Here is a 21703-nt window from a genome sequence, read left to right as displayed (position 1 = left end):
AAGCACGCCGCCAGCGTTCGTCCTGAGCCAGGATCAAACTCTCCAAACAATGTCTGAAGAAATCCCGGCGGACACCACACACACATGTGCGATGCCAACCAAAGGAACCATCCCCGCACCCACAAAAAGAGGCACGAAAGACGGAGGTTAATGCATAATCATGCACTGGCTTTTAACACACTGTTGAGTTCTCAAGAAACGGACGCGTACTCCGGTCCGGCCGGAAGCCGTGCGGCTCCGACCCAATCCAGGGCGTACATCTCGTTGCCTAACTTTACCAGATCCGGACGATCCCTGTCAAATCAGCCGATTTGACGTAAGCCACCCAAGACCCACCAAAGTTCAGCCACCCCGTCGCAGGGCAACCCGTCTAACTTACTCCGTCACCCACCCGAAAGCAACCCGAACCAGCAAAAAGGCTCGAATCGATCTTGCGCAGGTGACACGTCAGAGCCGGATCCTCCGTCTGAGACGGTGAATCCGAGAGTGTGTCTTCTGGGATGCCCGGGAGCCAGGCGCCTCGTGGGCGCCCCGCCGTTCCCTGGGGCGAAGGAAACATTAAGCGGCGCCGGGAGGTCCGTCAAATCGCCTCCCGGACCGATCGCCCAGCCCAGCCCATAGATGGGAGAAATTCTCACCCATCCGCTACAAGACTGTTACGTCCAGGACGACGCCGGCCCCCGGCGGCGAACGCCTGCCGGGGCCGGATGGATCGTGCGTGCGGGGCCGTACTACCCGGCCGCGACCTCGACTCCGCCCACAGAACGCTTGCCACGGCGGAGCACCAGGAAGCGGCCGTGCAGCAGATCGTCGGCGGACGGGACGTAGGACTCGTCGGTGATCTTCACGTTGTTGAGGTACGCCCCACCCTCCTTGACGGCACGGCGGGCGGCCGACTTGCTCTCGACGAGCCCGCTGTCGGCCATCAGGTCGACGTAGGAGGCCCCGAGCGCGGGAACCGTGACCCGGGGCACCTCGGCGAGCGCCGCGGCCAGCGTCCGCTCCGGCAGCTCCTGCAGCGAGCCCTGGCCGAACAGGGCGCCCGAGGCGGCGATCACCGCCGCGCACTCCTCGGCTCCGTGCAACAGCGTCGTGAACTCCTCCGCCAGCGCACGCTGCGCCTCACGCGCCGCCGGACGCTCGGACGCGCTCTTCTCCAGCGCCTCGATCTCGTCCTTGGACCTGAAGCTGAAGATCTTCAGGAACTTCACGACGTCGCGGTCGTCGGAGTTGAGCCAGAACTGGTAGAACGCGTACGGCGAGGTCAGCTCGGGGTCCAGCCACACCGCCCCGCCCGCCGTCTTGCCGAATTTCGTGCCGTCGGCCTTGGTGATGAGCGGCACGGTGAGCGCGTGCACGTGCGCTCCCTCGACCCGCCGGATCAGGTCACAGCCGGCCGTGATGTTCCCCCATTGGTCGCTGCCGCCGATCTGCAGCGTGCAGCCGTGCCGGCGGTGCAGCTCGAGGTAGTCGTTGGCCTGCAGGATCTGGTAGCTGAACTCGGTGTAGCTCAGCCCCTCTCCCCCGAGGCGGGCCGAGACCGACTCGCGGGCGAGCATGCGGTTCACCGGGAAGTGCTTGCCGACGTCGCGCAGGAAGTCGATCGCCGACAGCCCCGCCGTCCAGTCGAGGTTGCTCACGAGGACGGCGGCGGACGGGTCGGAGAAGTCGATGAACTTCTCCACCTGGACGCGGATGCGCCGCACCCACTCGGCGACCACCTCGGTGGAGTTGAGCGACCGTTCCTCGCTCTTGCCGCTGGGGTCGCCGATGAGGCCCGTGGCGCCGCCGACCAGCCCGATGGCCCGGTGGCCGGCCCGCTGGATGCGGGTGAGGGTCAGGAGCGGGACGAGGTTGCCGACGTGCAGGGACGGCGCGGTGGGGTCGAAGCCGCAATAGACCGTGACCGGACCCTCGGCCATCGCCGCCCGCAGGGCGTCGATGTCGGTGGACTGCGCGATCAGGCCGCGCCACGCAAGGTCATCGAGGATGTCGGTCACGATCCTGGCCTTCATTGTTCGTTCGACGGATGGGATGAATGTATGGCTTTCGCCTTGTCATACAGCCTGCCCGATCATCGCACCACTCCGCCACTCGAAAGCGGTGCCGCCGGGCGCGTCCACGGCGCGGTCAGCTCGGCCGGGTCTTCGGGACGTGCTTGCGGTACGGCGAGACGGTGGGGTCGCCGTCGATCCAGAAGCGCCACGGGGTGTCGGCCGCGGTGGAGACCCCGGTGCGCGGGCCGGAGCGGATCGACGCCGGGTCCGCGGGGTCGCCTTCCAGCACCCGCAGCTCCGTCGCGCCCGAGTCGGCGCAGCAGTCGGCGCCGTTGTGCTCGCGGCCGATGCCCAGCGCCACGGCGAGCCGCGCGGGACCGCGCGCGAGGTCGCGTTCCGGGATCGTGCGGCGCGGGCCGGTGAGCGGGGCGTCCGTCCCGGGCCGGTGACGGCGGGCGCGGGCGGCCGCCATCCCCTCCACGACCTCGCCCGCGCGCAGGAGCACCCCTGAGCCCATGCCTTCGGGCAGGCAGACGAAGTTGGCGCAGAAGTGCATGCCGTATGTGAAGTAGACGTACAGGTGACCGGGCGGCCCGAACATGACCGCGTTGCGCGGGGTCCGTCCCCGGTAGGTGTGCGACGCCGGGTCCTCTCCGGGTGGGCCGTACGCCTCGACCTCGGTGAGGCGTACGGCGACCGGCCCGTGCACGAGGACGCGCCCGAGCAGGTCGGGCGCCACCTCGGGTGAGGGCCGGTCGAAGAACTCCCGGTCTAGGACCCGCTCGCCCACGCTGCCTGGCCGTCGACGACTTCGCGGAGGGCGATGATCTGGTCACGGACCCGGTCGGGCGCGGTGCCGCCGTACGCCTTGCGGGACGCGAGCGCGCCCTGGACGTTCAGCACGTCGAGCGCGCCCTCCCCGGCGGCTCCTTCACCGGTGGCCGCCACGAAGTGCGGGGAGATCTTGGCCAGGTCCTCCTCGGTGAGCGCCTCGAAGGTGGTGTCGTTGACCTGGCACCAGACGACCAGGTGGCCGACCGCCTCGTGGGCGTCGCGGAACGGCACCCCCTTGCGCACCAGCAGCTCCGCCAGGTCGGTGGCCAGGGCGAAGCCGTCGGGCGCCGAGGACGCCAGGCGCTGGGTGTTCACCCGCATCGTGGAGACGAGGCCGGAGACCGCGGGCAGGACGAGCAGCAGGGTGTCGACGGCGTCGAACACCGGCTCCTTGTCCTCCTGCAGGTCGCGGTTGTAGGTGAGCGGCAGGCCCTTGAGCGTGGTCAGCATCGACACCAGGTCGCCGATGAGCCTGCCCGCCTTGCCGCGGGCCAGCTCGGCGACGTCGGGGTTCTTCTTCTGCGGCATGATCGACGAGCCCGTGGAGTAGGCGTCGTCCATCTCGATCCAGTGGAACTCCTGGGAGGCCCACAGGACGATCTCCTCGCCCAGCCGCGACAGGTGGACGCCGATCAGCGCCGCGCAGAACAGGAACTCGGCGGCGAAGTCACGGTCGGCGACGGCGTCCATGGAGTTGGGCGCCGCCGAGTCGAAGCCGAGCTCCTCGGCCACCGCCTGCGGGTCGAGCGGCAGGGACGATCCCGCGAGGGCGCCGGCGCCGAGCGGGGAGACCGCCGCGCGCCGGTCCCAGTCGCGCAGCCGGTCGACGTCGCGGGCGATCGGGTGGACGTGCGCCAGGAGCTGGTGGCCGAAGGACACCGGCTGGGCGTGCTGCAGGTGGGTCATGCCGGGGGCGGCGGTGGCCGCGTGCTCCTCGGCCTGGCTCATCAGCGCGGTCTCCAGCTCGACGAGCCGCGACACGATGTGGCGGATGTGGTCGCGGAGGTAGAGCCGCAGGTCGGTGGCGACCTGGTCGTTGCGGCTGCGGCCGGCGCGCAGCTTGCCGCCGAGCGAGCCGAGACGCTCCAGGAGCCCGCGCTCGAGCGCGGTGTGCACGTCCTCGTCGGCCACGGTCGGCCGGAAGCTCCCGGACTTGCAGGCCGCTTCGAGATCGTCCAGCGCTCCGATCATGCGATCGAGCTCCGCCTCGCTGAGCAGCCCCGCGCGCTGCAGGACCCGGGCGTGCGCGCGCGACGCCAGCAGGTCGTACGGCGCGAGCCGCCAGTCGAACTGCACGCTCACCGACAGCCGTGTCAGCGCGTCCGCCGGACCGCCTTCGAACCTGCCACCCCAGAGCCGCATGGGCTTGCCACCCTCAGCCACCGTTCTCCTCTTCCCCAGTTCCAACGCTCAATCCGCGACCCTAGTGCAAACCCGCCTCATCAGCCGAGACGACCGTCCCGGGCGGCGGCGATCTTGGAAGGGAGGCTCCAGAGCTGGACGAAGCCCTTGGCCAGGGACTGGTCGAAGGCGTCGCCGGTGTCATAGGTCGCCAGCGAGAAGTCGTACAGGGATGCCTCGGAGCGCCGGCCGGTCACGACGGCCCGCCCGCCGTGCAGGGTCATCCGGATGTCGCCGGAGACGTACTTCTGGGCGTCGGCGATGAAGGTGTCCAGCGCGGTCTTCAGCGGCGAGAACCACAGGCCGTCGTAGACCAGCTCACCCCAGCGCTGGTCGACCGAGCGCTTGAACCGGGCGAGGTCGCGCTCGACGGTGACGCTCTCCAGCTCCATGTGCGCGGTGATCAGCGCGATCGCGCCGGGAGCCTCGTACACCTCGCGCGACTTGATGCCGACGAGGCGGTCCTCGACCATGTCGAGCCGTCCGACGCCCTGGGCGCCGGCGCGCTGGTTGAGCTCGGCGATGATCTGGAACGGGGTGAGCGAGCGGCCGTCCAGGGCCACCGGCACACCCGCCTCGAAGGTGATCATGACCTCGTCGGCCTCGCGCGACACGGAGGGGTCGGAGGTGTAGGAGTAGACGTCCTCGATGGGGCCGTTCCAGATGTCCTCCAGGAACCCGGTCTCGACGGCCCGGCCCCAGATGTTCTGGTCGATGGAGTACGGCGACTTCTTGGTGACGTCGATCGGCAGGCCCTTCTCCTCGGCGAAGGCGATGGCCTTGTCGCGGGTCCAGGCGTAGTCGCGGGCGGGCGCGATGACCTTGAGAGAGGGGTTCAGCGCGGCGAGGCCGGCCTCGAAGCGGACCTGGTCGTTGCCCTTGCCGGTGCAGCCGTGCGACACGTGGGTGCCGTTGAACCGCTTGGCGGCCGTGGCGAGGTGCTTGACGATCAGCGGCCGGGACAGCGCCGAGACCAGCGGGTAGCGGTCCATGTACAGGGCGTTCGCCTGCAGCGCGGGGACGCAGAAGTCGGTGGCGAACTCCTCGCGGGCGTCCACCACGACGGACTCGACGGCGCCGCAGTCGATGGCGCGCTGCCGGATGACCTCCATGTCCTCACCGCCCTGGCCGACGTCGACGGCCACCGCGATGACCTCGGCGCCGGTCTTGTCGGCGAGGAACGGGATGGCAACGGAGGTGTCGAGGCCGCCGGAGTAGGCGAGTACCACCCTGTCAGTCATTGATCTGCTCTCTCCGAGAAGGAATCCATGTACGGCTTGTTCGGATGCCCGGCGCGGCCGGACCGGTTGCGAAGAGCCCGCCTCACGCGGGCTGACTACGTCGCGCGGTCAGCCTGACCAGGGAGTCCGCGAGAACGTCTCCCCCCGCCGGATCCCGGCTGATCACCAGGATCGTGTCGTCGCCGGCGACCGTGCCGAGGATCGACTCCCAGTCGGCGTGGTCGAGCGCCGAGGCGAGGAACTGCGCGGCGCCCGGCGGCGTCCGCACGATCACGAGGTTCGCCGAGGCCTCGGCCGAGACCAGGAGCTCCTCGGCCACCCGCCGTAACCGCGCGGCCGGCGACTCGGTCCCCGCGCCCGTGCGGGTCAGCGGGATGCGCGCGCCGCCCTCACCCGGCAGCGCGTACACCAGCGAGCCGTCGTCGGCCCGCAGCTTGAGCGCGCCCAGCTCGTCCAGATCGCGCGACAGCGTGGCCTGAGTGACCTCGACCCCGCTCTCGGCGAGCAGCCTGGCGAGCTCCGGCTGTGACCTCACCTTGTGGCGGTTCACCAGTTCGGCGATCTTTGCGAGCCTGCCGGCCTTGGTCAGCGGGATCGTCATCGCGTCACCAGCCACTGGAGCAGCGCCTTCTGGGCGTGCAGGCGGTTCTCCGCCTGGTCCCAGACTACGCTGCGCGGCCCGTCCATCACCTCGGCCGTGATCTCCAGGCCGCGGTAGGCGGGCAGGCAGTGCAGCACGATGGCGTCCGGAGCGGCCAGGGCGAGCAGTCCGGCGTTCAGCTGGTAGGGCATGAGGGCGGCGACCCGCTCGTCCTTGCCTTCCTGGCCCATCGACACCCAGGTGTCGGTGGCCAGGACGTGGGCGCCCGCGGCGGCGGCCTCGGGGTCGGTCAGCACCGTGACCGAGCCGCCGGTGGCGGCGGCGATCTCGGCGGCGCGGGCGAAGATCTGCGCGTGCGGCTGGTGGGTGGCGGGCGCGGCGACGCGGACGTGCATGCCGGCGGTCGCGCCGCCGAGCAGGTAGGAGTGGGCCATGTTGTTGGCGCCGTCGCCCAGGTAGGCGAGGGTCTGCCCGGCCAGGTGGCCCCGCCGCTCGCGCACAGTGAGCAGGTCGGCGAGGATCTGGCAGGGGTGGAACTCGTCGGTCAGCGCGTTGACGACCGGGACCGACGACGCCGAGGCCATCGCCTCGACGCGCTCCTGGCCGAAGGTGCGCCACACGATGGCGGCGACCAGGCGGTCCAGGACGCGGGCGGTGTCCTCGATCGGCTCGCCCCGGCCCATCTGGGAGTTGGCGGCGTCGATGATCAGCGGCTGGCCGCCCAGCTCGGTGATGCCGACCGCGAACGAGACGCGGGTGCGGGTGGAGTGCTTGTCGAACAGCACCGCCACGGTCTTCGGCCCTTCGAAGGGGCGGTGGCCGTACCGGTCCTTCTTCATCTCCTCGGCCAGGTCGAGCACCTCGGCCTGCTCCGCCGGGCTCAGGTCGTCGTCGCGCAGGAAGTGCCGGACGCCCGTGGAGCCGCCGCCCCGCGTGCCCGCCGCGCCGTCCACGCTCACCGGCCCGCTCACGCCGTCACCTCCGACAGGATCGCCGGGAAGGCCTCGAGGAAGGAGCCGATCTGCTCGAGTGTGGTGACGAGCGGCGGCGCGATGCGCACGGCCCCCGGCTGCACCGCGTTGACCAGGAACCCGGCCCGCTGCGCCGCGGCCTGGACGTCGGCGGCGGCGTCCCTGGTGAGCACGGCGGCCAGCCACAGCCCCCGTCCGCGCACGCCCGCCAGCAGGGGGTGGCGGATGGCGGCGATGCCCTCGGCGAGCCGCCTGCCCGCCTCGCTGACGTGGTCGAGCAGCCCGTCGCGCTCGATGGTGTCGAGCACCGCGAGAGCCGCCGCCGCCGACACCGGGTTGCCGCCGAAGGTCGAACCGTGGTCGCCCTTGGCGAAGATCGTGCCCGAGTCCCCAAGGCCGACGCAGGCGCCGATCGGCATGCCGCCGCCGAGGCCCTTGGCCAGGGTCAGCACGTCGGGGACGATGCCGTCGTGCTGGTGGGCGAACCAGTGCCCGGTGCGGCCGATCGCCGACTGGATCTCGTCGAGCACCAGCAGCGCGCCGGTCACGTCGCAGATCTCGCGGGCGGCGGTGAAGTAGCCGGCGGGCGGCGGCACGACCCCCGCCTCGCCCTGCGTGGGTTCCAGGAAGACCGCGGCGCAGTCCTGGGAGACGGCCTGCTTGAGCGCGTCGGCGTCACCGTAGGGGACGAAGCGGACGTCGAGCGGGAAGGGCCCGAACTGGTCGCGGATGGAGGCCTTGCCGGTCAGGGAGAGCGCCCCGAGCGTGCGGCCGTGGAAGCCGTTCTCCGCGGCGACGATGTACTTCCTGCCGGTGGTCCTGCCGTACTTGATCGCCATCTTGAGCGCGCACTCGTTGGCCTCGGTGCCGGAGTTGGCCAGGAAGACGCGGCCGGGGACCTTCAGCAGGCTGAGCAGGCGCTCGGCGAGCAGCACCTCGGGCTCGTTCACGAACAGGTTGGAGCTGTGGGCGAGCGTGCCGACCTGCTCGGACACGGCCCGCACCAGGGCCGGATGCCGGTGTCCGAGGGAGCTCACCGCGATGCCGGCGATCAGGTCGAGGTAGCGCCTGCCGTCGGCGTCCCAGACGTAGGAGCCCTCGCCGCGCACGAGGACCACCGGCGGAACCCCGTAATTGGGCATGAACGCGGCCTCGAAGCGCTCCTTGAGCGAGGCCGCGCTCGCGCCGAGGAGGTCCCCTCCCAGGTGGCCGGAGGTGATCGCTCCGGTGACCTCGCTCATGACCCGTCCTCCGGCAGCACCATGGTCCCTATCCCCTCGTCGGTGAAGATTTCGAGCAGTATCGAATGGGGTACCCGGCCGTCGAGGACGTGGGCCGCCGGCACGCCTCCGGTGACGGCGGTCAGGCACGCCTCCATCTTCGGCACCATGCCGCTGGACAGGCCGGGCAGCAGCTTGGCCAACTCGCCCGCCGTCAGCCGGCTGATCACCTGCGACCCGGCGCCCTCGCCGGAGGCCGGCCAGTCGGCGTACAGGCCCTCGACGTCGGTGAGCACCACGAGCTTGCCGGCCTCCAGCGCCACCGCGAGCGCCGCGGCGGCGGTGTCGGCATTGACGTTGTAGATCTCGCCGTCCTCGCCGCGCGCGATGGAGGACACCACCGGGATCCGCCCGTCGTCGAGCAGGGCCCGCACGGCTCCCGCCTCGACCTTGACGATCTCCCCGACCTGGCCGATGTCGACCTTCTCGCCGTTCACCTCGGCGTGCTTGCGCTCGGCGGTGAACAGGTGGGCGTCCTCGCCGGACATGCCGATCGCGAACGGCCCGTGCCGGTTGACCAGTCCCACGACGTCGCGGTTGACCTGGCCGACCAGCACCATGCGCACCACCTGCATGGCCTCGGGCGTGGTGACCCTGAGCCCGGCGGTGAAGCCGGTCTCGATGCCGAGCCGTTCGAGGTGGGCGTTGATCTGCGGCCCGCCGCCGTGCACGATGACCGGCTTCAGGCCCGCGTGGAGCAGGAACACCATGTCGTCGGCGAAGCCCCGGCGCAGTTCCTCGTCGGCCATGGCGTGCCCGCCGTACTTGACGACGACGGTCTGGCCCCGGAAGCGCTCCAGCCAGGGCAGCGCCTCGATGAGGACGGCGGCCTTGGCGAGGGCCTGGTCGGCGCCGCTCATGTGGAGTACGCCGAGTTCTCGTGGACGTACTCGGCGGTGAGGTCGGTGGTGTGGACGGTGGCCGAGTGCGGGCCCGCCGACAGGTCGATCGTGATCGTCACGTCCCTCGGGCGGAGATCAACCTTGGCGCGGTCGTCCCCGGCCGCGCCGCCACGGCAGATCCAGATGCCGTTGATCGCGACGTTGAGCCGGTCGGGCTCGAAGACCGCGTCGGTCGTGCCGACGGCGGAAAGGACGCGCCCCCAGTTGGGGTCCTCGCCGTGGATCGCGCATTTGAGCAGGTTGGACCTGGCCACGGCCCTGCCGACGGTCACGGCGTCGTCCTCTCCGGCGGCGCCCACGACCTCGATCGCGATGGCCTTGGTCGCGCCCTCGGCGTCGACCAGCAGCTGCCTGGCCAGGTCGGCGCAGACCTCGGTGACCTTCTGCTCGAACTCCTCGAGGTCGGGAGTGCGGCCCGAGGCCCCGCTCGCGAGCAGGAGCACGGTGTCGTTGGTCGACATGCAGCCGTCGGTGTCGAGCCGGTCGAAGGTCACGCCGACGGCCCTGCGCAGCACGCGGTCGAGCTCGCCGGCCGGCACGTCGGCGTCGGTGGTGATCACGCTGAGCATGGTGGCCATGGCGGGGGCGAGCATGCCCGCGCCCTTGGCCATGCCGCCCACCATGTAGCCCTCTCCCCTGCGGAAGGAGATCTTGCTGACGGTGTCGGTGGTGCGGATGGCGTCGGCGGCGGCCAGCCCGCCGTCCCGGGAGAGCTGGGCGGCCGCGGCGTCGACGCCGGACAGCAGCGCGTCCATGGGCAGCCGCTCGCCGATCAGGCCGGTGGAGCAGACCGCGATCTCACCGGCAGAGTCGGCGAGGACGCCGGCGACCTTCTCGGCGGTGGCGTGGGTGTCCTGGAAGCCGGCCGGGCCCGTGCAGGCGTTGGCGCCGCCGGAGTTGAGGACGACCGCCCTCACCCGGCCGCCCGTGACCACCTGCTCGGTCCACAGGACGGGGGCGGCCTTCACGCGGTTGCGGGTGAAGACGCCGGCGGCGGCGCGCGAGGGGCCGTCGTTGACGATAAGGGCCACGTCGCGGGCGCCGCGGGTTTTCAGGCCCGCGGCGACGCCCGCCGCGCGGAAGCCCAGGGGTGCGGTGACGCTCATGCCCGCTCCTCTCGCGCCGGTGTGGTGACGGTGGTCGGTGTCTTCTCGCTGCGCTCGCTCACGGGGCGACTCCATTGAGGGGAAGGCCGAGTTCTTCTGCCAGGCCGAGGGCGAGGTTGGCGCTCTGGATCGCCCCGCCCGCGGTGCCCTTGGTCAGGTTGTCGATGGCGACGACGGCGACGACGCGCCCGGACCGCTCGTCGAGGGTCACCTGCAGCGCGGCGGTGTTCGCGCCGAGGGTCATGGCCGTCGCCGGCCAGGTGCCCTCGGGCAGCAGGCGCAGGAACGGCTCGTCCCGTACCGCCGCCTCGTACGCCTCGCGCAGCGCCGTCGCGGTCACGCCGGGCGCGGCCGGCGCGGTGCAGGTGGCGAGGATGCCGCGGCTCATCGGGGCCAGCATCGGGGTGAAGGACACCTTGACCGGCCTTCCCGCGACCTTGGAGAGGTTCTGCTCCATCTCGGGCGTGTGGCGGTGGGCGCCGCCCACGCCGTAGGCGCTGACCGAGCCCATGACCTCGCTGCCGAGGAGGTTCTGCTTGGGCGACCGGCCGGCGCCGGAGGTGCCGCTCGCCGCGACGACCACGACGTCCGGCTCGGCCAGTCCGGCCGCGAAGGCGGGGAACAGGGCGAGGGTGGCGGAGGTGGGGTAGCAACCGGGCACGGCGACGCGGCGGGCGGCGCGCAAGAGGTCGCGCTGGCCGGGAAGCTCGGGCAGGCCGTAGGGCCAGGTGCCGGCGTGGGCGCCGCCGTAGAAGCGGTCCCACTCGGCGGGGTCCTCCAGCCGGAAGTCGGCTCCGCAGTCGACGACCAGCGTGTCGTCGCCGAGCTGCTCGGCGATGACGGCGGACCGTCCGTGCGGGAGGGCCAGGAAGACGACGTCGTGTCCCTTCAGGGTCTCGGCCGTGGTGTCCTCGAGGACCCGCCCGGCGAGGGAGGGAAGGTGCGGCTGGTGGGCGCCGAGCGTGCCGCCCGCGCTGGAGCCGGCCGTCAGCGTGCCGATCTCGATGGCGGGGTGGGCGAGGAGCAGGCGCAGCAGCTCGCCCCCGGCGTACCCGCTGGCTCCCGCGACCGCCGCTTTCATCGATCCACCTCGCATGAACATGCACTCGACCTCATGACCTTTACACAGAGAGAGTATGCATCGGTCAGCATCTTCATGCAAGTCACCGGAACCGCTCCCAGCGTGTGAGCTTCACCCCTGTTCTGCGTACCGGCCGGTCGGTATCGTCACCTCTCAGCAACGGTAGCCACTCACCCCCGGGAGTCTCCGCGTATGACTGTCACCCATGACCAGGTCCAGGCACAGCTCACCGGACCGGGCCAGCTCTTCGAGATGGAGGAGGTCGAGATACGCGGGTCGAAGCTCCGCACCTGGAAGCACGCCCCGACGACCTTCCGTGCCCTGCTGGAGAACAGCCGCTTCCACGGCGAGGCCGTCTTCCTCGTCTACGAGGAAGAGCGGATCAGTTACGAGGAGCACTTCCGCCGCGCGGCCACGCTGGCCCACCGGCTCGTCGAGGACTACGGCGTGACCAAGGGCGACCGGGTCGCCATCGCGATGCGCAACTACCCCGAATGGGTCATCGCGTTCTCGGCGGTCGCCGCCATCGGGGCGATAGCCGTACCGCTCAACGCGTGGTGGACCACGCCGGAGCTGGAGTACGGGCTGTCGGACTCCGGCTCCAAGGTCCTCATAGCCGACGGCGAGCGGGCCGAGCGGCTGCGGGAGAACGCCACCCCCAAGATCGTCACCCGTGCCACCGGCGAGCTGCCGCCCGGCGCCCGCGCGCTCGCCGAGGTCCTCGGAGAGGTACGGGCCGACGTGACCCTCCCCCCGGTGGAACTCGACCCCGAGGACCCCGCGACGATCTTCTACACCTCCGGGACGACCGGCCACCCCAAGGGCGCGCTCGGCACCCACCGCAACGCCGCCCAGTCGCCGATGACGGTCGCGTACGCGCTGCTGCGCAGCATCGCCATGGCCGGCAAGGACCCGGCGGCGGCCGCCGGCGTCCGGCGGATCACCCTGCTCACGGTGCCGCTGTTCCACGTCACCGGCTGCTTCGCGGTGATGACGGCGACCATGTTCACCGGCGGCGGCCTGGTGCTGATGTACAAGTGGGACCCCGGTCAGGCGCTCCAGCTCATCGAGCGCGAGAAGGTGACCATCCTCACCGGCGTCCCCACCAACGCCTGGCAGCTGCTCTCCCACCCCGACTTCGGCAAGTACGACATCTCGAGTCTCGGCGGGATCAGCTACGGCGGCGCCCCGGCCCCGCCCAAGCTGCTGGAGCGCATCGGCGACCAGCTGCCCCAGCGGCAGGCGTCCAACGGGTACGGCATGACCGAGACCACCGCGCTCGCCATCTACAACAGCGGCCCCACCTACCTGGCCAAGCCGGACAGCATCGGCCTGCCGCTGGCCGTCTGCGACGTGCGCATCTCCGACCCGCTCGGCAACGAACTGCCGGCGGGCGAGGTCGGCGAGCTGTGCATGCGCGGCCCCAACGTGATCGCCGGGTACTGGAACCGCCCGGACGCGACCTCCCAGACCTTCGTCGACGGATGGCTGCACACCGGCGACCTGGCCAGGGTGGACGAGGAGGGCTTCGTCTACATCGTCGACCGGGCCAAGGACATGGTCATCCGGGGCGGCGAGAACGTCTACTGCGCCGAGGTCGAGGCTGCGCTGTTCGAGCACCCCGCCATCGACGACGCCGCGGTGATCGGCATCCCCGACGACGAACTCGGCGAGCAGGTAGGCGCCGTCGTCCGGCTCAAGCCCGGCGCGTCGGCGAGCGCCGAAGAGCTGCGCGAGTCCCTGCGCGGCGTCCTGGCACCGTTCAAGATCCCGGTGCGCTTCTGGTTCCGCGAGACCGAACTGCCCCGCAACCCAGGCGGCAAGATCCTCAAAACCCACCTCCGCAAGGAGACCCTGGGCCTCTGACGGCCCGGCCACCCGTACGGCTCGCACCGCACATCCCGGCGCGAGCCGTACGGGCTCCCCCGGCCCCCTGCCGTGTCCGGACGAAGGTACGGGCCGCGCGGCGACCGCACAGCACCGCCCCGACAGCGAGCGAAGAACCGGGCAAGAGCGGACTTGCTTGCTACGGTGAGAGGCGTGAAGGTCCAGGTCCGGAGCGAATCATGACGAACTCGGACCTACCCGACTGGTTACTCCCGCCTCCCGAGGGATTCCACGCCGAAGACCTCGACCACCTTCCGCGATTGCCTCCGCACACAGAGCTGGTTGATGGAAGCTTGGCGCTCCTGGGCCCGCAGGAAGACTTCCACACTCTGATGCTGTATCTGCTGGAGAACGGATTTCGGCGCACGGTGCCGGCCGATCTGCGGGTGCGTCGCGAGATGAGCGTGGTTCTGGGACCACGACAGCGTCCGGAGCCGGACATCATGGTCATTCATGCGGAAGCCCTACGAGGTCCCGACAACACGGCCTATCACGCCGGCGATGTCGTGCTCGCGATCGAGGTCGTGTCCCCCGAATCCGAAGAACGCGACCGCAAACGCAAGCCCACGCTGTACGCCGAGGCGGGCATCCCGCACTTCTGGCTGGTCGAGACCATCGAGAGCTTTCCCACGGTGAACGTCTACGAGCTCGACCCGGCCACGCACAGTTACGTGATGTCCGGCACCTACCAGCATCGGGTTGACCTCACCGTGCCGTTCGACATCGACATCGACATCGACATCGACCTCACCAAGATCGACGACCTCTGAACCGAGCCGTGAAGCAGGCGCGACAGGAAGACGGCGTTCCGCCCCGGGAAGGAGCGGGACACCTTGCTCACCGGGTCGGCTGGTGACGGCGGCCACGGCGGCGACGATCATCCGGGCGTTCGCGGGGACGGAGACGCCCTGGACGAAAGCGTCGTCGCAGCGGCCGATCACGAAAATAATGGTCAGTGACGCTTGATGGCCACCACGTTGTACGAGGTCGTCGGGGTGGGGGTCGTGGTGAAGCGCGCGTTGGGGAGGTAGAGGCGGTCGCGGAAGGCCGCGATGGTGGTGGGGACGTCGAAGCGGCCGTCCACGAGCTTGCGGACCACCTTCCCCGACGTGGCGTCGCCGTCCAGGTAGAGGGATGTCACGGTGTTCAGGCGGTTCTGCACAACGTAGAGAATGCGGCCCTCCAGCAGCAGGCCGTCACCGTTGACCAGGGACTCGGTGCCGATGTCCACCAGGGTGGCGGAGCCGGTCGAGGGATTGACGCGGAAGAGCTTGCCGGTGTTGGACTGGACGACGAGCAGGGCCTTGTGGTCGGGGGTCGGGGCGATGCCGTTGGCGTTGTTGCCGGTCGTGTAGACGATGTCCCCGCTCAGCGGCACCTTCACCGCCTCGTCCGGCAGTGCTCCCCCACGCCCGAACGGCAGCTTGTACAGCACGGGGTTGGCCGAGTCGGTGAAGTAGGCCGCGTCACGGGTCAGCACGACGTCGTTGACGAACGAGGTGCCGGTGGCCAGCTGGTAGCTCGCGAGTACCTCGCCGCTCCGGGTGTCGATCACGCGGGCGTTGCCGCCGGTGCCACCGGCGACGAACAACCGGCCGCGCGCGTCCACCTTGAGGCCGAGCGACGGGGTGCCCGGTCCGGGATTGATGATCTCGCCCTGGCCGGTGCGCAGGTCGGCCCGGTAGATCGCGCCGGTCCCGCGCGAGCCGAAGTACGCGGCCGGACCCGGGCCGATGGCGATCCCTTCCGGCTGGAAACCGTCCGGAAGGGAGAACTCGGTGGGATAGGCCGGCTCGCTCACGGAGGCAGCGGCGGAGGCGGGGGCCGTGGACGCACCGGTCCCGGACATGGCCTCCGCCGCCGTGGCGGCCGAGGCTCCCACGAGCATGGCTAAGAACCCCGCTACGAAGACTGCCACCTTCATTGGAGAACATCCCCTCTGTCACGGCTGCGGCGATTTACCGAAATGCCCACTGGGCAACGGACTTAACGTTCGGCGCCCGGACGTAGTGCCCTCGTAAAGCCGGCCGTCGAGAAGAGACGGCCGCGACGAGCACGCGCTGACCGGACCCGCCCGGCGGGCAACTCGCGCCCCTGTAGCCCCCGGCATCTCAGAGAATCCTCCCTCTAGAGCCCGGCATCGCGTAAAAGGGAGTCTTGCGGATCTCTCAGTGGACAGGAGCGTTCGGATGGTGAGGCGCATGCGTCGCCGACTGGGAGCGTCTCGACGCTCCCCCCTGACGGTGGCCGACGAAGGCGCGCTCCTGAGGATCTGCGCCTCCGATCGAGACATCCGGCCGACGACCGGACGTGATCTCATCGTCGAGGCGGACGCTCTGCGACGGCTGTGTCACCGGTACCGCGACAAGGTGGATCCACGCGGGGTGACCCTGCGGCATGCCACGATCGACGGCGGGCTCGATCTCAGCGGGATGGCGGTGCCCTTCCCCCTTCGCTTCCTCGACTGCGCCTTCAGTGATCCCCTCGTCGTGGACGGCGCCGACCTCGCCCAGCTGACGCTCGACGGCTGCGCGTTACCCGGCCTGATCGGCAATGGGCTGCGCGTACGCCGTGACCTCGACCTGTCCCGCTCGACGATCAATGGAGCGCACGCGACTCCCGCCAGCACCTCGCGGGCCGCGGCCGTCTGGCTGTGCGAGTCCGAGATCGGCGGCCGTCTGCTGTGCGTGGACACCAGGATCGACTCCGGCGGGGAGCGAGCCATCCAGGCCGACCGCATGCGGGTGGGCGGCACGGTCAGGCTCCTCCACGAATTCACGGCGTACGGCGAACTGCGGTTGCTCGGCGCCCGCATCGAAGGGTCGCTGGATTTCACCGGCGCCCGGCTCGATCGCTCCGGCGATGGACTCGCCCTGGATCTCGGAGACGCCACGATCGGCGGAAGCCTGTTCCTCATAGATTCCCAGGAGGGGCGGCGCGCTTCGATCAACGGGCGCGTCGACATGGGGAACGCCCGCATCGCCGGCCAGCTCCTCCTGCGCAACGCGACCATCCTGCCCGGTGAACCGGTTGCCGAAGGGCGGGGATACGCGAGGGCGCGCAAGGGAGGCAGCGCGATCAGTGCTCCAGGGCTCTTCGTCGGAGGGGACGTCAGCTTCGAGGGCGGCTGCCACATCGGCGGCGGCATCGATTTCTCCGTCGGAGACATCGGCAGGGTCCGCGTCGCCAGGGACTGCCGCCTCGAAGCACCTGGAGGCCGCGCCCTCGACCTGAGCAATGCGGAACTGCGGTCGAGCGTCGTCTTCGACGAAGGCACACGGGTCCAGGGAACCCTGCGGTTGTCGGGGGCGAACATCCGCGGCAACCTGCTACTGCGGGACACGGAATGGTGCCGGCCAGAAGATCTGTCGCTCATCGCGGCCCAAGCGGCCGTCGTCGCGGGTGATGTCGATCTTCGGGGGGTCCGGGCGACCGGCGGGCAGCTCGGGTTCCGCTCGGCGATCTTGGGCGGCGTCCTGGACGCGCACGGCGCACGGCTCGAAAACACCGGCGGCCGCACGCTCACCCTCCATCAGGCCGTTGTGAAGGGCTCCGTGCTGCTCTGCGCCGGCTTCGAATCACATGGCTCGGTGAAACTGAGCCGCTGCACCATCGAAGGGAGACTCGACTGCAGAGACGGCGTATTCAGCCACCGGCCCGAAGCCGGGGGCGAGGGCGGCGGGCACGCACTGGAAGTGGTCTCCGCGACCATTCGTGGCGGCATGTACCTGGGGTGGCGACGCATCTCTCCCAGCGTCGACCTGACCGGCGCGTCCACCACGCTCCTGGCGGACGACCCTGGTAACTGGCCCGACCGCTTCGTCGTCTCCGGCCTGACGTACGACCGGTTCGAGGTCGCCCCCGGTACCGGACGCGGGTCCGGCTGGAACTGGCGGGCACGGTGCGACTGGCTCGCCCGTCAGGCGTCCTTCGACGCCGGCCCCTACGAGCAGGCCGCTCGGGTCTTCCGGCAGCACGGCTACGCCGGCGAGGCGGAGAACATCCTGATCAGGCAGCACCGCCATGCTCGGCGTACAGCCGCCATGAGCCGGCCGGGCACCTCGGCCTGGACCAGGGCGCGCGCCCGGATGCGTTTCTGGCTGGACGGCGTCTACGGGCTCACCGTCGGCTATGGATACCGGCCCGGGCGGACCCTCTGGCTGCTGCTCGCGCTTCTCACACTCGTCGGTGGCATGCTCCTGGCCGCACCGGTCCAGTCCACCATGCGCGCGACCGATGCTCGCGGCAATACCTACTCACCGAGCGGGCGCCTGGTCACCGTGGACCCTGTCGTCCCTGCCCTGGAGCAGCCCGCGCACGCCGACGCCCGGCAGGCCGGGCCGACCGGGGACTACGCGACGAGAGCCGACGATCCGCCGCACCTTGATCCGTGCGGAGACGGGCAGGTCCGCTGCTTCAACCCGGTCTTCTACTCCATCGACACGGTGATCCCATTGGTGTCGCTGGAACAGAGATCGACGTGGTACCCGAACGAGCACAGCGGGCTGGGCGCCCTTGTCTCGGTAGTCCTGCATGTGGCCACCCTCCTCGGCTGGCTCCTGTCGACCGTCGTGGTGCTCGCGTTCGCCCGCCTCGCGCGCAACACACAACCGTGAACCGTCTCGGAAGCCGGGGTCGGGTCGAAATTCGGTTGCCGCCCGTTCGTCCGGTCGTCGAGACTTGCCGCCTGTGTCCTCCAGCCCTGCCGCCCGGTCGCCGAAGGCGTTGTTGCGGCGTCTGCGCATAGACCTGAGTCCGCTGCGCGACTCGCGCGACTTCCGGCTGCTGTTCGCCTCGAGCCTGGTCACCATGCTCGGCAGCGTGATCACCATGGTGGCCGTGCCCTACCAGATGAAGCAGCTCACCGGCTCCTACGTCGCCGTGGGGCTGGTCAGCCTGGTGGAGTTCGCGCCGATGGTCGTGTGCGGCCTGTGGGGCGGGGCGATCGCCGATGCCCTCGACCGGCGCAAGATCGTGATCCTGTCCGAGGTCGGGCTCTGCCTCACCTCGGCGCTCCTCATGCTGAACGCCCTGGTGTTCCCCCCGCACGTCCAGATCCCCGTGCTGTACATCGCGGCCGGGCTCTCCGCGGGCCTGGCGAGCCTGCGCGGGCCGAGCGAGCAGGCGATCATCAACCGGGTGCTCAAGCTCGACCAGATGGGCGCGGCCTTCGCCATCCAGGGCCTCGCCCGCAACGCCGGGATGATCGTCGGCCCGGCCGCCGGCGGCCTCATCGTCGTGACCTTCGGGCCCGCCACCTCCTACGGCATCGACATCGTCACCTTCCTGCTGTCGCTGCTGCTGCTCGTCCGGGTGAGCCCGGTCTCCCCCGCCGGGGACGCCACGCCGGCATCGCTGCGCTCGCTGGTGGAAGGCGTCAGGTACGCCGTCCGGCGGCCCGATCTGATGGGCACCTACCTGGTCGACATCGCGGCCATGGTGTTCGCGTTCTCCAACGCGCTGTTCCCGTTCCTCGCCGATGACCTCCACGCCCCCCACGCCCTCGGGGTGCTGTACGCGGCCGGAGGCATCGGCTCGGTGATCGCCTCGGCCACCTCGGGATGGACCGCCCACGTGCACCGCCACGGCCGCGCGGTGATCATCTCGGCCACCCTGTGGGGCGCCGGCGTGACCATCGCCCCTGATGCCGAACATCTGGCTCCTCGCCCTGTTCCTCGCGTTCGCCGGAGCCGCCGACATGATCAGCGGCGTCTTCCGCGGCATCATCTGGAAGCAGAGTATCCGCTCATGGGGTAATTCGCTGCGCCTCTTCCTGAGCACTCCGATAGCCCACGGATTCCCCCGGCCAACTCACCTGAACTGCTGAAACAGCCCGGAACCGCCACGCCAGGCCCTCGGACTCCATGAACTGGCCGTCGCGATGCGCCCCAATTCCGCGAGAACCTTCACTACAGGGTCAAGGCAGCCCGCCTGCGGCGGTCTGCCGCGCGTTCGGGCGGCCAGCGGGCCGCGCTGCGGCTCTTCGGCCGGTCGCGGCCCGCGCCGCCCACGCGCTGGATCGCATCGATTGCCGAACTAGCAAGGGACGCAGCCGCCCTCTGATGCCCTGAGCTAAGACGACTGCCAAACGCCATCACGAGTGCAGGAGACCGAGCAATCGTAACTGCTCAGGTTCTTTGTGATCACGAGGTGGCGTGAGCCGGGATGGGCTGCTTGATCGTCATCTGCCGGTGTGCGGTGGTGCGGCGGGAGTTGCACCGTGACGCGGAGCCCGCCAGCGGGGCGGGGGGTGAGGGTGAGGGTTCCGTCGTGTGCTTGGGCGATGCTTTTGACGATTGCCAGGCCGAGGCCGACACCTGCGTGGTCGGCGCGTATGCGTTCGGTGCCGCGCTGAAACGGCTCGACAAGCGTGGAAACCAATTGTGGGGCGAGCTTCTCGCCGGTGTTCTCGACAGTGAGCACCACAGTCTCGGGGTGAACGGTGGTCGTGACCCACACAGTGCCCTGTTCAGGCAGGTTGTGGACGATCGCGTTGTGCACGAGGTTCGTAGTCATCTGCAGCAGGAGCGCATGTGAACCGATGGCGGGGGTGATGTCGCCGGAGGTCTCGATGGTGAGGCCGCGTTTTTCTGCGAGGGGGAGGAGCGTTTCAGTGGCTTCTTCCGCTATCAGGGACAGGTCGACGTGTACTCGGGTGTAGGACCGTTGGTCGGCGCGGCTGAGCAGGAGCAATGCTTCAGTGAGGTCGATCGCTCGGGTGTTGACGGCGTGGAGGCGGTCGACAAGTTCGCCGGTGTCGCGGTTCAGATCGTTGCGGGCCACGTCGAGAAGCGTTTGCGTGATCGCCAGTGGGGTGCGCAGTTCGTGGGATGCGTTGGCTGCGAATCTCTGCTGTTCGGCGACGTGTGCTTCGAGCCGTACGAGCATGGTGTCGAAGGCGTCGGCGAGTTCGCGGAACTCATCTCTGCGGCCCTGTAGCCGGATTCGGTGGGAGAGTGATCCGTTCGCGGCCCTGCGTGTGGCGTCTGTGATGCGAGTCAGAGGGGTGAGCATGCGGCTGGCGAGAATCCATCCTCCCGCGACACCGAACACCAGCAGGAACGCGAACACTGCGGCTGCCACCGGAGCGAAAGCGTGCAGCGGGTCGGGCCGGTTGGGAACAAAACGACTGAAGGTGAAGAGCACACCGTCGGACAAATAACGCCGAAGGAACACCCACACGGCCGCGAGTACCAAGGCACCTGCAAGCGTGACGAACCCGGCATAGCTGAGGGCAAGTTTGAGACGAACGCTCAAACCAGGCGCCCTATCCACGGTTCCCTCCCTCACGTCCGATGCCGGGTGCTGTGTCGATGCGGTAGCCGACGCCGGCCACGGTGGCGATGATCCCGGGTTCGCCGAGCCGTTTGCGCAGTGCCGAGACAGTGATGCGCACGGCATTGGTGAAGGGGTCGGCGTTCTCATCCCACGCTTGCTCTAAGAGTTCTTCGGCGCTGACGACACCGCCCTCGGCAGCGACGAGGACTTCGAGCACGGCGAACTGTTTCCGGGTGAGCGCGACATAGCGGCTGTCGCGGTAGACCTCGCGGCGGAACGGATCCAGACGCAGCCCTGCGATCTCTCGCACGGGTGGTCTGTTGTGGGCGCGCCTGCGGTCGAGTGCTCTGAGACGGAGCACGAGTTCTCGGAGTTCGAAGGGCTTTGTGAGGTAGTCGTCGGCGCCGAGTTCGAATCCGGAGGCCTTGTCGTCGAGCCGGTCGGCAGCGGTGAGCATGAGGATAGGCATGCCGCTGCCGGAGGCGACGATGCGTTTGGCGATCTCGTCGCCGGAGGGGCCGGGGATGTCGCGGTCGAGGATGGCGATGTCGTAGGCGTTGATGCTCAGCAGTTCCAGAGCGGTGTCACCGTCACCGGCGATGTCGGCGGCGATCGCTGCCAGGCGTAGGCCATCGCGGATGGCTTCTGCCAGGTAGGGTTCGTCCTCGACGATCAACACACGCATGCTCTCGATGCTAGGAGCCGGAGCATATCGTCGGCATATCGAAAACCGCATACGTGCTGACAACGCCACGCTGCCTTGACTGGCGGCATGACGACCACCACCCAGCAGGCCACTCAGGAGACCGTGGCCGCAAGCGCGCGGGGCCTGACCAAGACCTACGGCCAAGGCGATGCCCAGGTGCATGCCCTGCGCGGCGTCGACCTCGACCTCCCACGAGGGAGGTTCACCGCGATCATGGGGCCGAGTGGGTCGGGCAAGTCCACGCTGATGCACTGCCTGGCCGGACTCGACCAGGCCAGCGGCGGCACCGTCTGAGCCGCCCCGAGCCTTCCGGACAGTGCCCCCACTAAGATTGGGGTCGTCTGGAAAGGAAGATGGTTGTCGCGGAATCGTAGGAACTTCTCGCCTGAGTTCAAGGAAGAGGCCGTGAAACTGGTGA

The 21703-nt window shown here is 69.6% G+C and carries 17 protein-coding genes and 1 pseudogene; 5 read left to right on the top strand and 13 right to left on the bottom strand.

Features of this window, described 5'->3' with window-relative positions:
• Nucleotides 1-731: 731 nt before the first annotated feature.
• The 10 genes from tyrS to argC form a co-directional block, all read right to left on the bottom strand.
• A complete protein-coding gene (gene tyrS, locus MYF83_RS41130; RefSeq protein ID WP_248966241.1) occupies nt 732-2000 on the bottom strand; it encodes a tyrosine--tRNA ligase in 1269 nt (422 codons plus the stop codon).
• Between the two features lie 130 nt (nt 2001-2130).
• Entirely contained in the window at nt 2131-2787 is a 657-nt protein-coding gene (locus MYF83_RS41125) for a DNA-3-methyladenine glycosylase (RefSeq protein WP_248966240.1), read from the bottom strand.
• Nucleotides 2769-4193 carry an argininosuccinate lyase gene (gene argH / locus MYF83_RS41120; protein WP_248966244.1) on the bottom strand — a complete coding sequence of 475 codons (1425 nt, stop codon included), beginning with the start codon at nt 4191-4193 and terminating at the stop codon, nt 2769-2771. Before argH ends, MYF83_RS41125 begins: the two co-directional genes overlap by 19 nt.
• A gap of 80 nt (nt 4194-4273) precedes the next feature.
• The gene (locus MYF83_RS41115; protein WP_248966239.1) at nt 4274-5473 is read right to left on the bottom strand and encodes an argininosuccinate synthase; all 1200 of its coding nucleotides are present in this window, start codon (nt 5471-5473) and stop codon (nt 4274-4276) included.
• A gap of 82 nt (nt 5474-5555) precedes the next feature.
• Nucleotides 5556-6074, bottom strand: a complete 519-nt coding sequence (locus MYF83_RS41110) for an arginine repressor (RefSeq protein ID WP_248966238.1) — start codon at nt 6072-6074, stop codon at nt 5556-5558.
• Nucleotides 6071-7027, bottom strand: coding sequence for an ornithine carbamoyltransferase (gene argF, locus MYF83_RS41105; RefSeq protein ID WP_248966243.1), 957 nt, complete (start codon nt 7025-7027; stop codon nt 6071-6073). Before argF ends, MYF83_RS41110 begins: the two co-directional genes overlap by 4 nt.
• A gap of 14 nt (nt 7028-7041) precedes the next feature.
• The gene (locus tag MYF83_RS41100; RefSeq protein WP_279340763.1) at nt 7042-8286 is read right to left on the bottom strand and encodes an acetylornithine transaminase; all 1245 of its coding nucleotides are present in this window, start codon (nt 8284-8286) and stop codon (nt 7042-7044) included.
• Complete coding sequence (gene argB / locus MYF83_RS41095) at nt 8283-9185, bottom strand: acetylglutamate kinase (RefSeq protein ID WP_248966237.1); 903 nt, start codon at nt 9183-9185, stop codon at nt 8283-8285. The genes MYF83_RS41100 and argB overlap by 4 nt, the downstream gene beginning before the upstream one ends.
• Entirely contained in the window at nt 9182-10333 is a 1152-nt protein-coding gene (gene argJ, locus MYF83_RS41090) for a bifunctional glutamate N-acetyltransferase/amino-acid acetyltransferase ArgJ (protein WP_248966236.1), read from the bottom strand. The genes argB and argJ overlap by 4 nt, the downstream gene beginning before the upstream one ends.
• Before the next feature lie 58 nt (nt 10334-10391).
• Complete coding sequence (gene argC, locus MYF83_RS41085; RefSeq protein ID WP_248966235.1) at nt 10392-11414, bottom strand: N-acetyl-gamma-glutamyl-phosphate reductase; 1023 nt, start codon at nt 11412-11414, stop codon at nt 10392-10394.
• Between the two features lie 192 nt (nt 11415-11606).
• Between argC and MYF83_RS41080 the strand changes: the two genes are divergently transcribed.
• Together MYF83_RS41080 and MYF83_RS41075 are read left to right on the top strand one after the other, a co-directional pair.
• Nucleotides 11607-13280 (top strand): class I adenylate-forming enzyme family protein, encoded by a 1674-nt coding sequence (locus tag MYF83_RS41080; protein ID WP_248966234.1) that lies wholly within the window; start codon nt 11607-11609, stop codon nt 13278-13280.
• A 200-nt stretch (nt 13281-13480) separates the two neighbouring features.
• Entirely contained in the window at nt 13481-14071 is a 591-nt protein-coding gene (locus tag MYF83_RS41075) for a Uma2 family endonuclease (RefSeq protein WP_248966233.1), read from the top strand.
• A gap of 182 nt (nt 14072-14253) precedes the next feature.
• On the opposite strand, the gene MYF83_RS41070 is transcribed toward MYF83_RS41075, so the two are convergent.
• Nucleotides 14254-15189: an NHL repeat-containing protein gene (locus MYF83_RS41070; protein ID WP_248966232.1), complete on the bottom strand. Its 936-nt coding sequence runs from the start codon at nt 15187-15189 to the stop codon at nt 14254-14256.
• A gap of 313 nt (nt 15190-15502) precedes the next feature.
• On the opposite strand from MYF83_RS41070, the gene MYF83_RS41065 reads away from it, so the two are divergent.
• Together MYF83_RS41065 and MYF83_RS41060 are read left to right on the top strand one after the other, a co-directional pair.
• Nucleotides 15503-17917, top strand: coding sequence for a hypothetical protein (locus MYF83_RS41065; protein ID WP_248966231.1), 2415 nt, complete (start codon nt 15503-15505; stop codon nt 17915-17917).
• 73 nt (nt 17918-17990) lie between these two features.
• Nucleotides 17991-19058 carry an MFS transporter gene (locus tag MYF83_RS41060; RefSeq protein ID WP_248966230.1) on the top strand — a complete coding sequence of 356 codons (1068 nt, stop codon included), beginning with the start codon at nt 17991-17993 and terminating at the stop codon, nt 19056-19058.
• A 315-nt stretch (nt 19059-19373) separates the two neighbouring features.
• On the opposite strand, the gene MYF83_RS41055 is transcribed toward MYF83_RS41060, so the two are convergent.
• Nucleotides 19374-20558 carry a sensor histidine kinase gene (locus MYF83_RS41055; RefSeq protein WP_279340762.1) on the bottom strand — a complete coding sequence of 395 codons (1185 nt, stop codon included), beginning with the start codon at nt 20556-20558 and terminating at the stop codon, nt 19374-19376.
• 10 nt (nt 20559-20568) lie between these two features.
• Entirely contained in the window at nt 20569-21264 is a 696-nt protein-coding gene (locus tag MYF83_RS41050; RefSeq protein ID WP_248966229.1) for a response regulator transcription factor, read from the bottom strand.
• 87 nt (nt 21265-21351) lie between these two features.
• Here MYF83_RS41050 and MYF83_RS41045 point away from each other — a divergent pair.
• Nucleotides 21352-21576 (top strand): annotated as a pseudogene (locus MYF83_RS41045) (ATP-binding cassette domain-containing protein); the annotation flags it as partial.
• Nucleotides 21577-21703: the final 127 nt, after the last annotated feature.

It is taken from the genome of Sphaerisporangium perillae (assembly GCF_023276435.1).
Classification (GTDB): Bacteria; Actinomycetota; Actinomycetes; order Streptosporangiales; family Streptosporangiaceae; genus Sphaerisporangium; species Sphaerisporangium perillae.
This window is presented reverse-complemented; position numbering and strand designations above follow the sequence as displayed.

Excerpts from the sequence above, each read along its gene's own strand:
- argB (WP_248966237.1), bottom strand. The coding sequence starts at position 9,185 with ATGAGCGGCGCCGACCAGGCCCTCGCCAAGGCCGCCGTCCTCATCGAG.
- MYF83_RS41065 (WP_248966231.1), top strand. The coding sequence starts at position 15,503 with ATGCGTCGCCGACTGGGAGCGTCTCGACGCTCCCCCCTGACGGTGGCC.
- argH (WP_248966244.1), bottom strand. The coding sequence starts at position 4,193 with ATGCGGCTCTGGGGTGGCAGGTTCGAAGGCGGTCCGGCGGACGCGCTG.
- MYF83_RS41100 (WP_279340763.1), bottom strand. The coding sequence starts at position 8,286 with ATGAGCGAGGTCACCGGAGCGATCACCTCCGGCCACCTGGGAGGGGAC.
- MYF83_RS41080 (WP_248966234.1), top strand. The coding sequence starts at position 11,607 with ATGACTGTCACCCATGACCAGGTCCAGGCACAGCTCACCGGACCGGGC.
- argC (WP_248966235.1), bottom strand. The coding sequence starts at position 11,414 with ATGAAAGCGGCGGTCGCGGGAGCCAGCGGGTACGCCGGGGGCGAGCTG.
- MYF83_RS41075 (WP_248966233.1), top strand. The coding sequence starts at position 13,481 with ATGACGAACTCGGACCTACCCGACTGGTTACTCCCGCCTCCCGAGGGA.
- MYF83_RS41050 (WP_248966229.1), bottom strand. The coding sequence starts at position 21,264 with ATGCGTGTGTTGATCGTCGAGGACGAACCCTACCTGGCAGAAGCCATC.
- MYF83_RS41070 (WP_248966232.1), bottom strand. The coding sequence starts at position 15,189 with ATGCTCGTGGGAGCCTCGGCCGCCACGGCGGCGGAGGCCATGTCCGGG.
- argJ (WP_248966236.1), bottom strand. The coding sequence starts at position 10,333 with ATGAGCGTCACCGCACCCCTGGGCTTCCGCGCGGCGGGCGTCGCCGCG.
- MYF83_RS41115 (WP_248966239.1), bottom strand. The coding sequence starts at position 5,473 with ATGACTGACAGGGTGGTACTCGCCTACTCCGGCGGCCTCGACACCTCC.
- MYF83_RS41110 (WP_248966238.1), bottom strand. The coding sequence starts at position 6,074 with ATGACGATCCCGCTGACCAAGGCCGGCAGGCTCGCAAAGATCGCCGAA.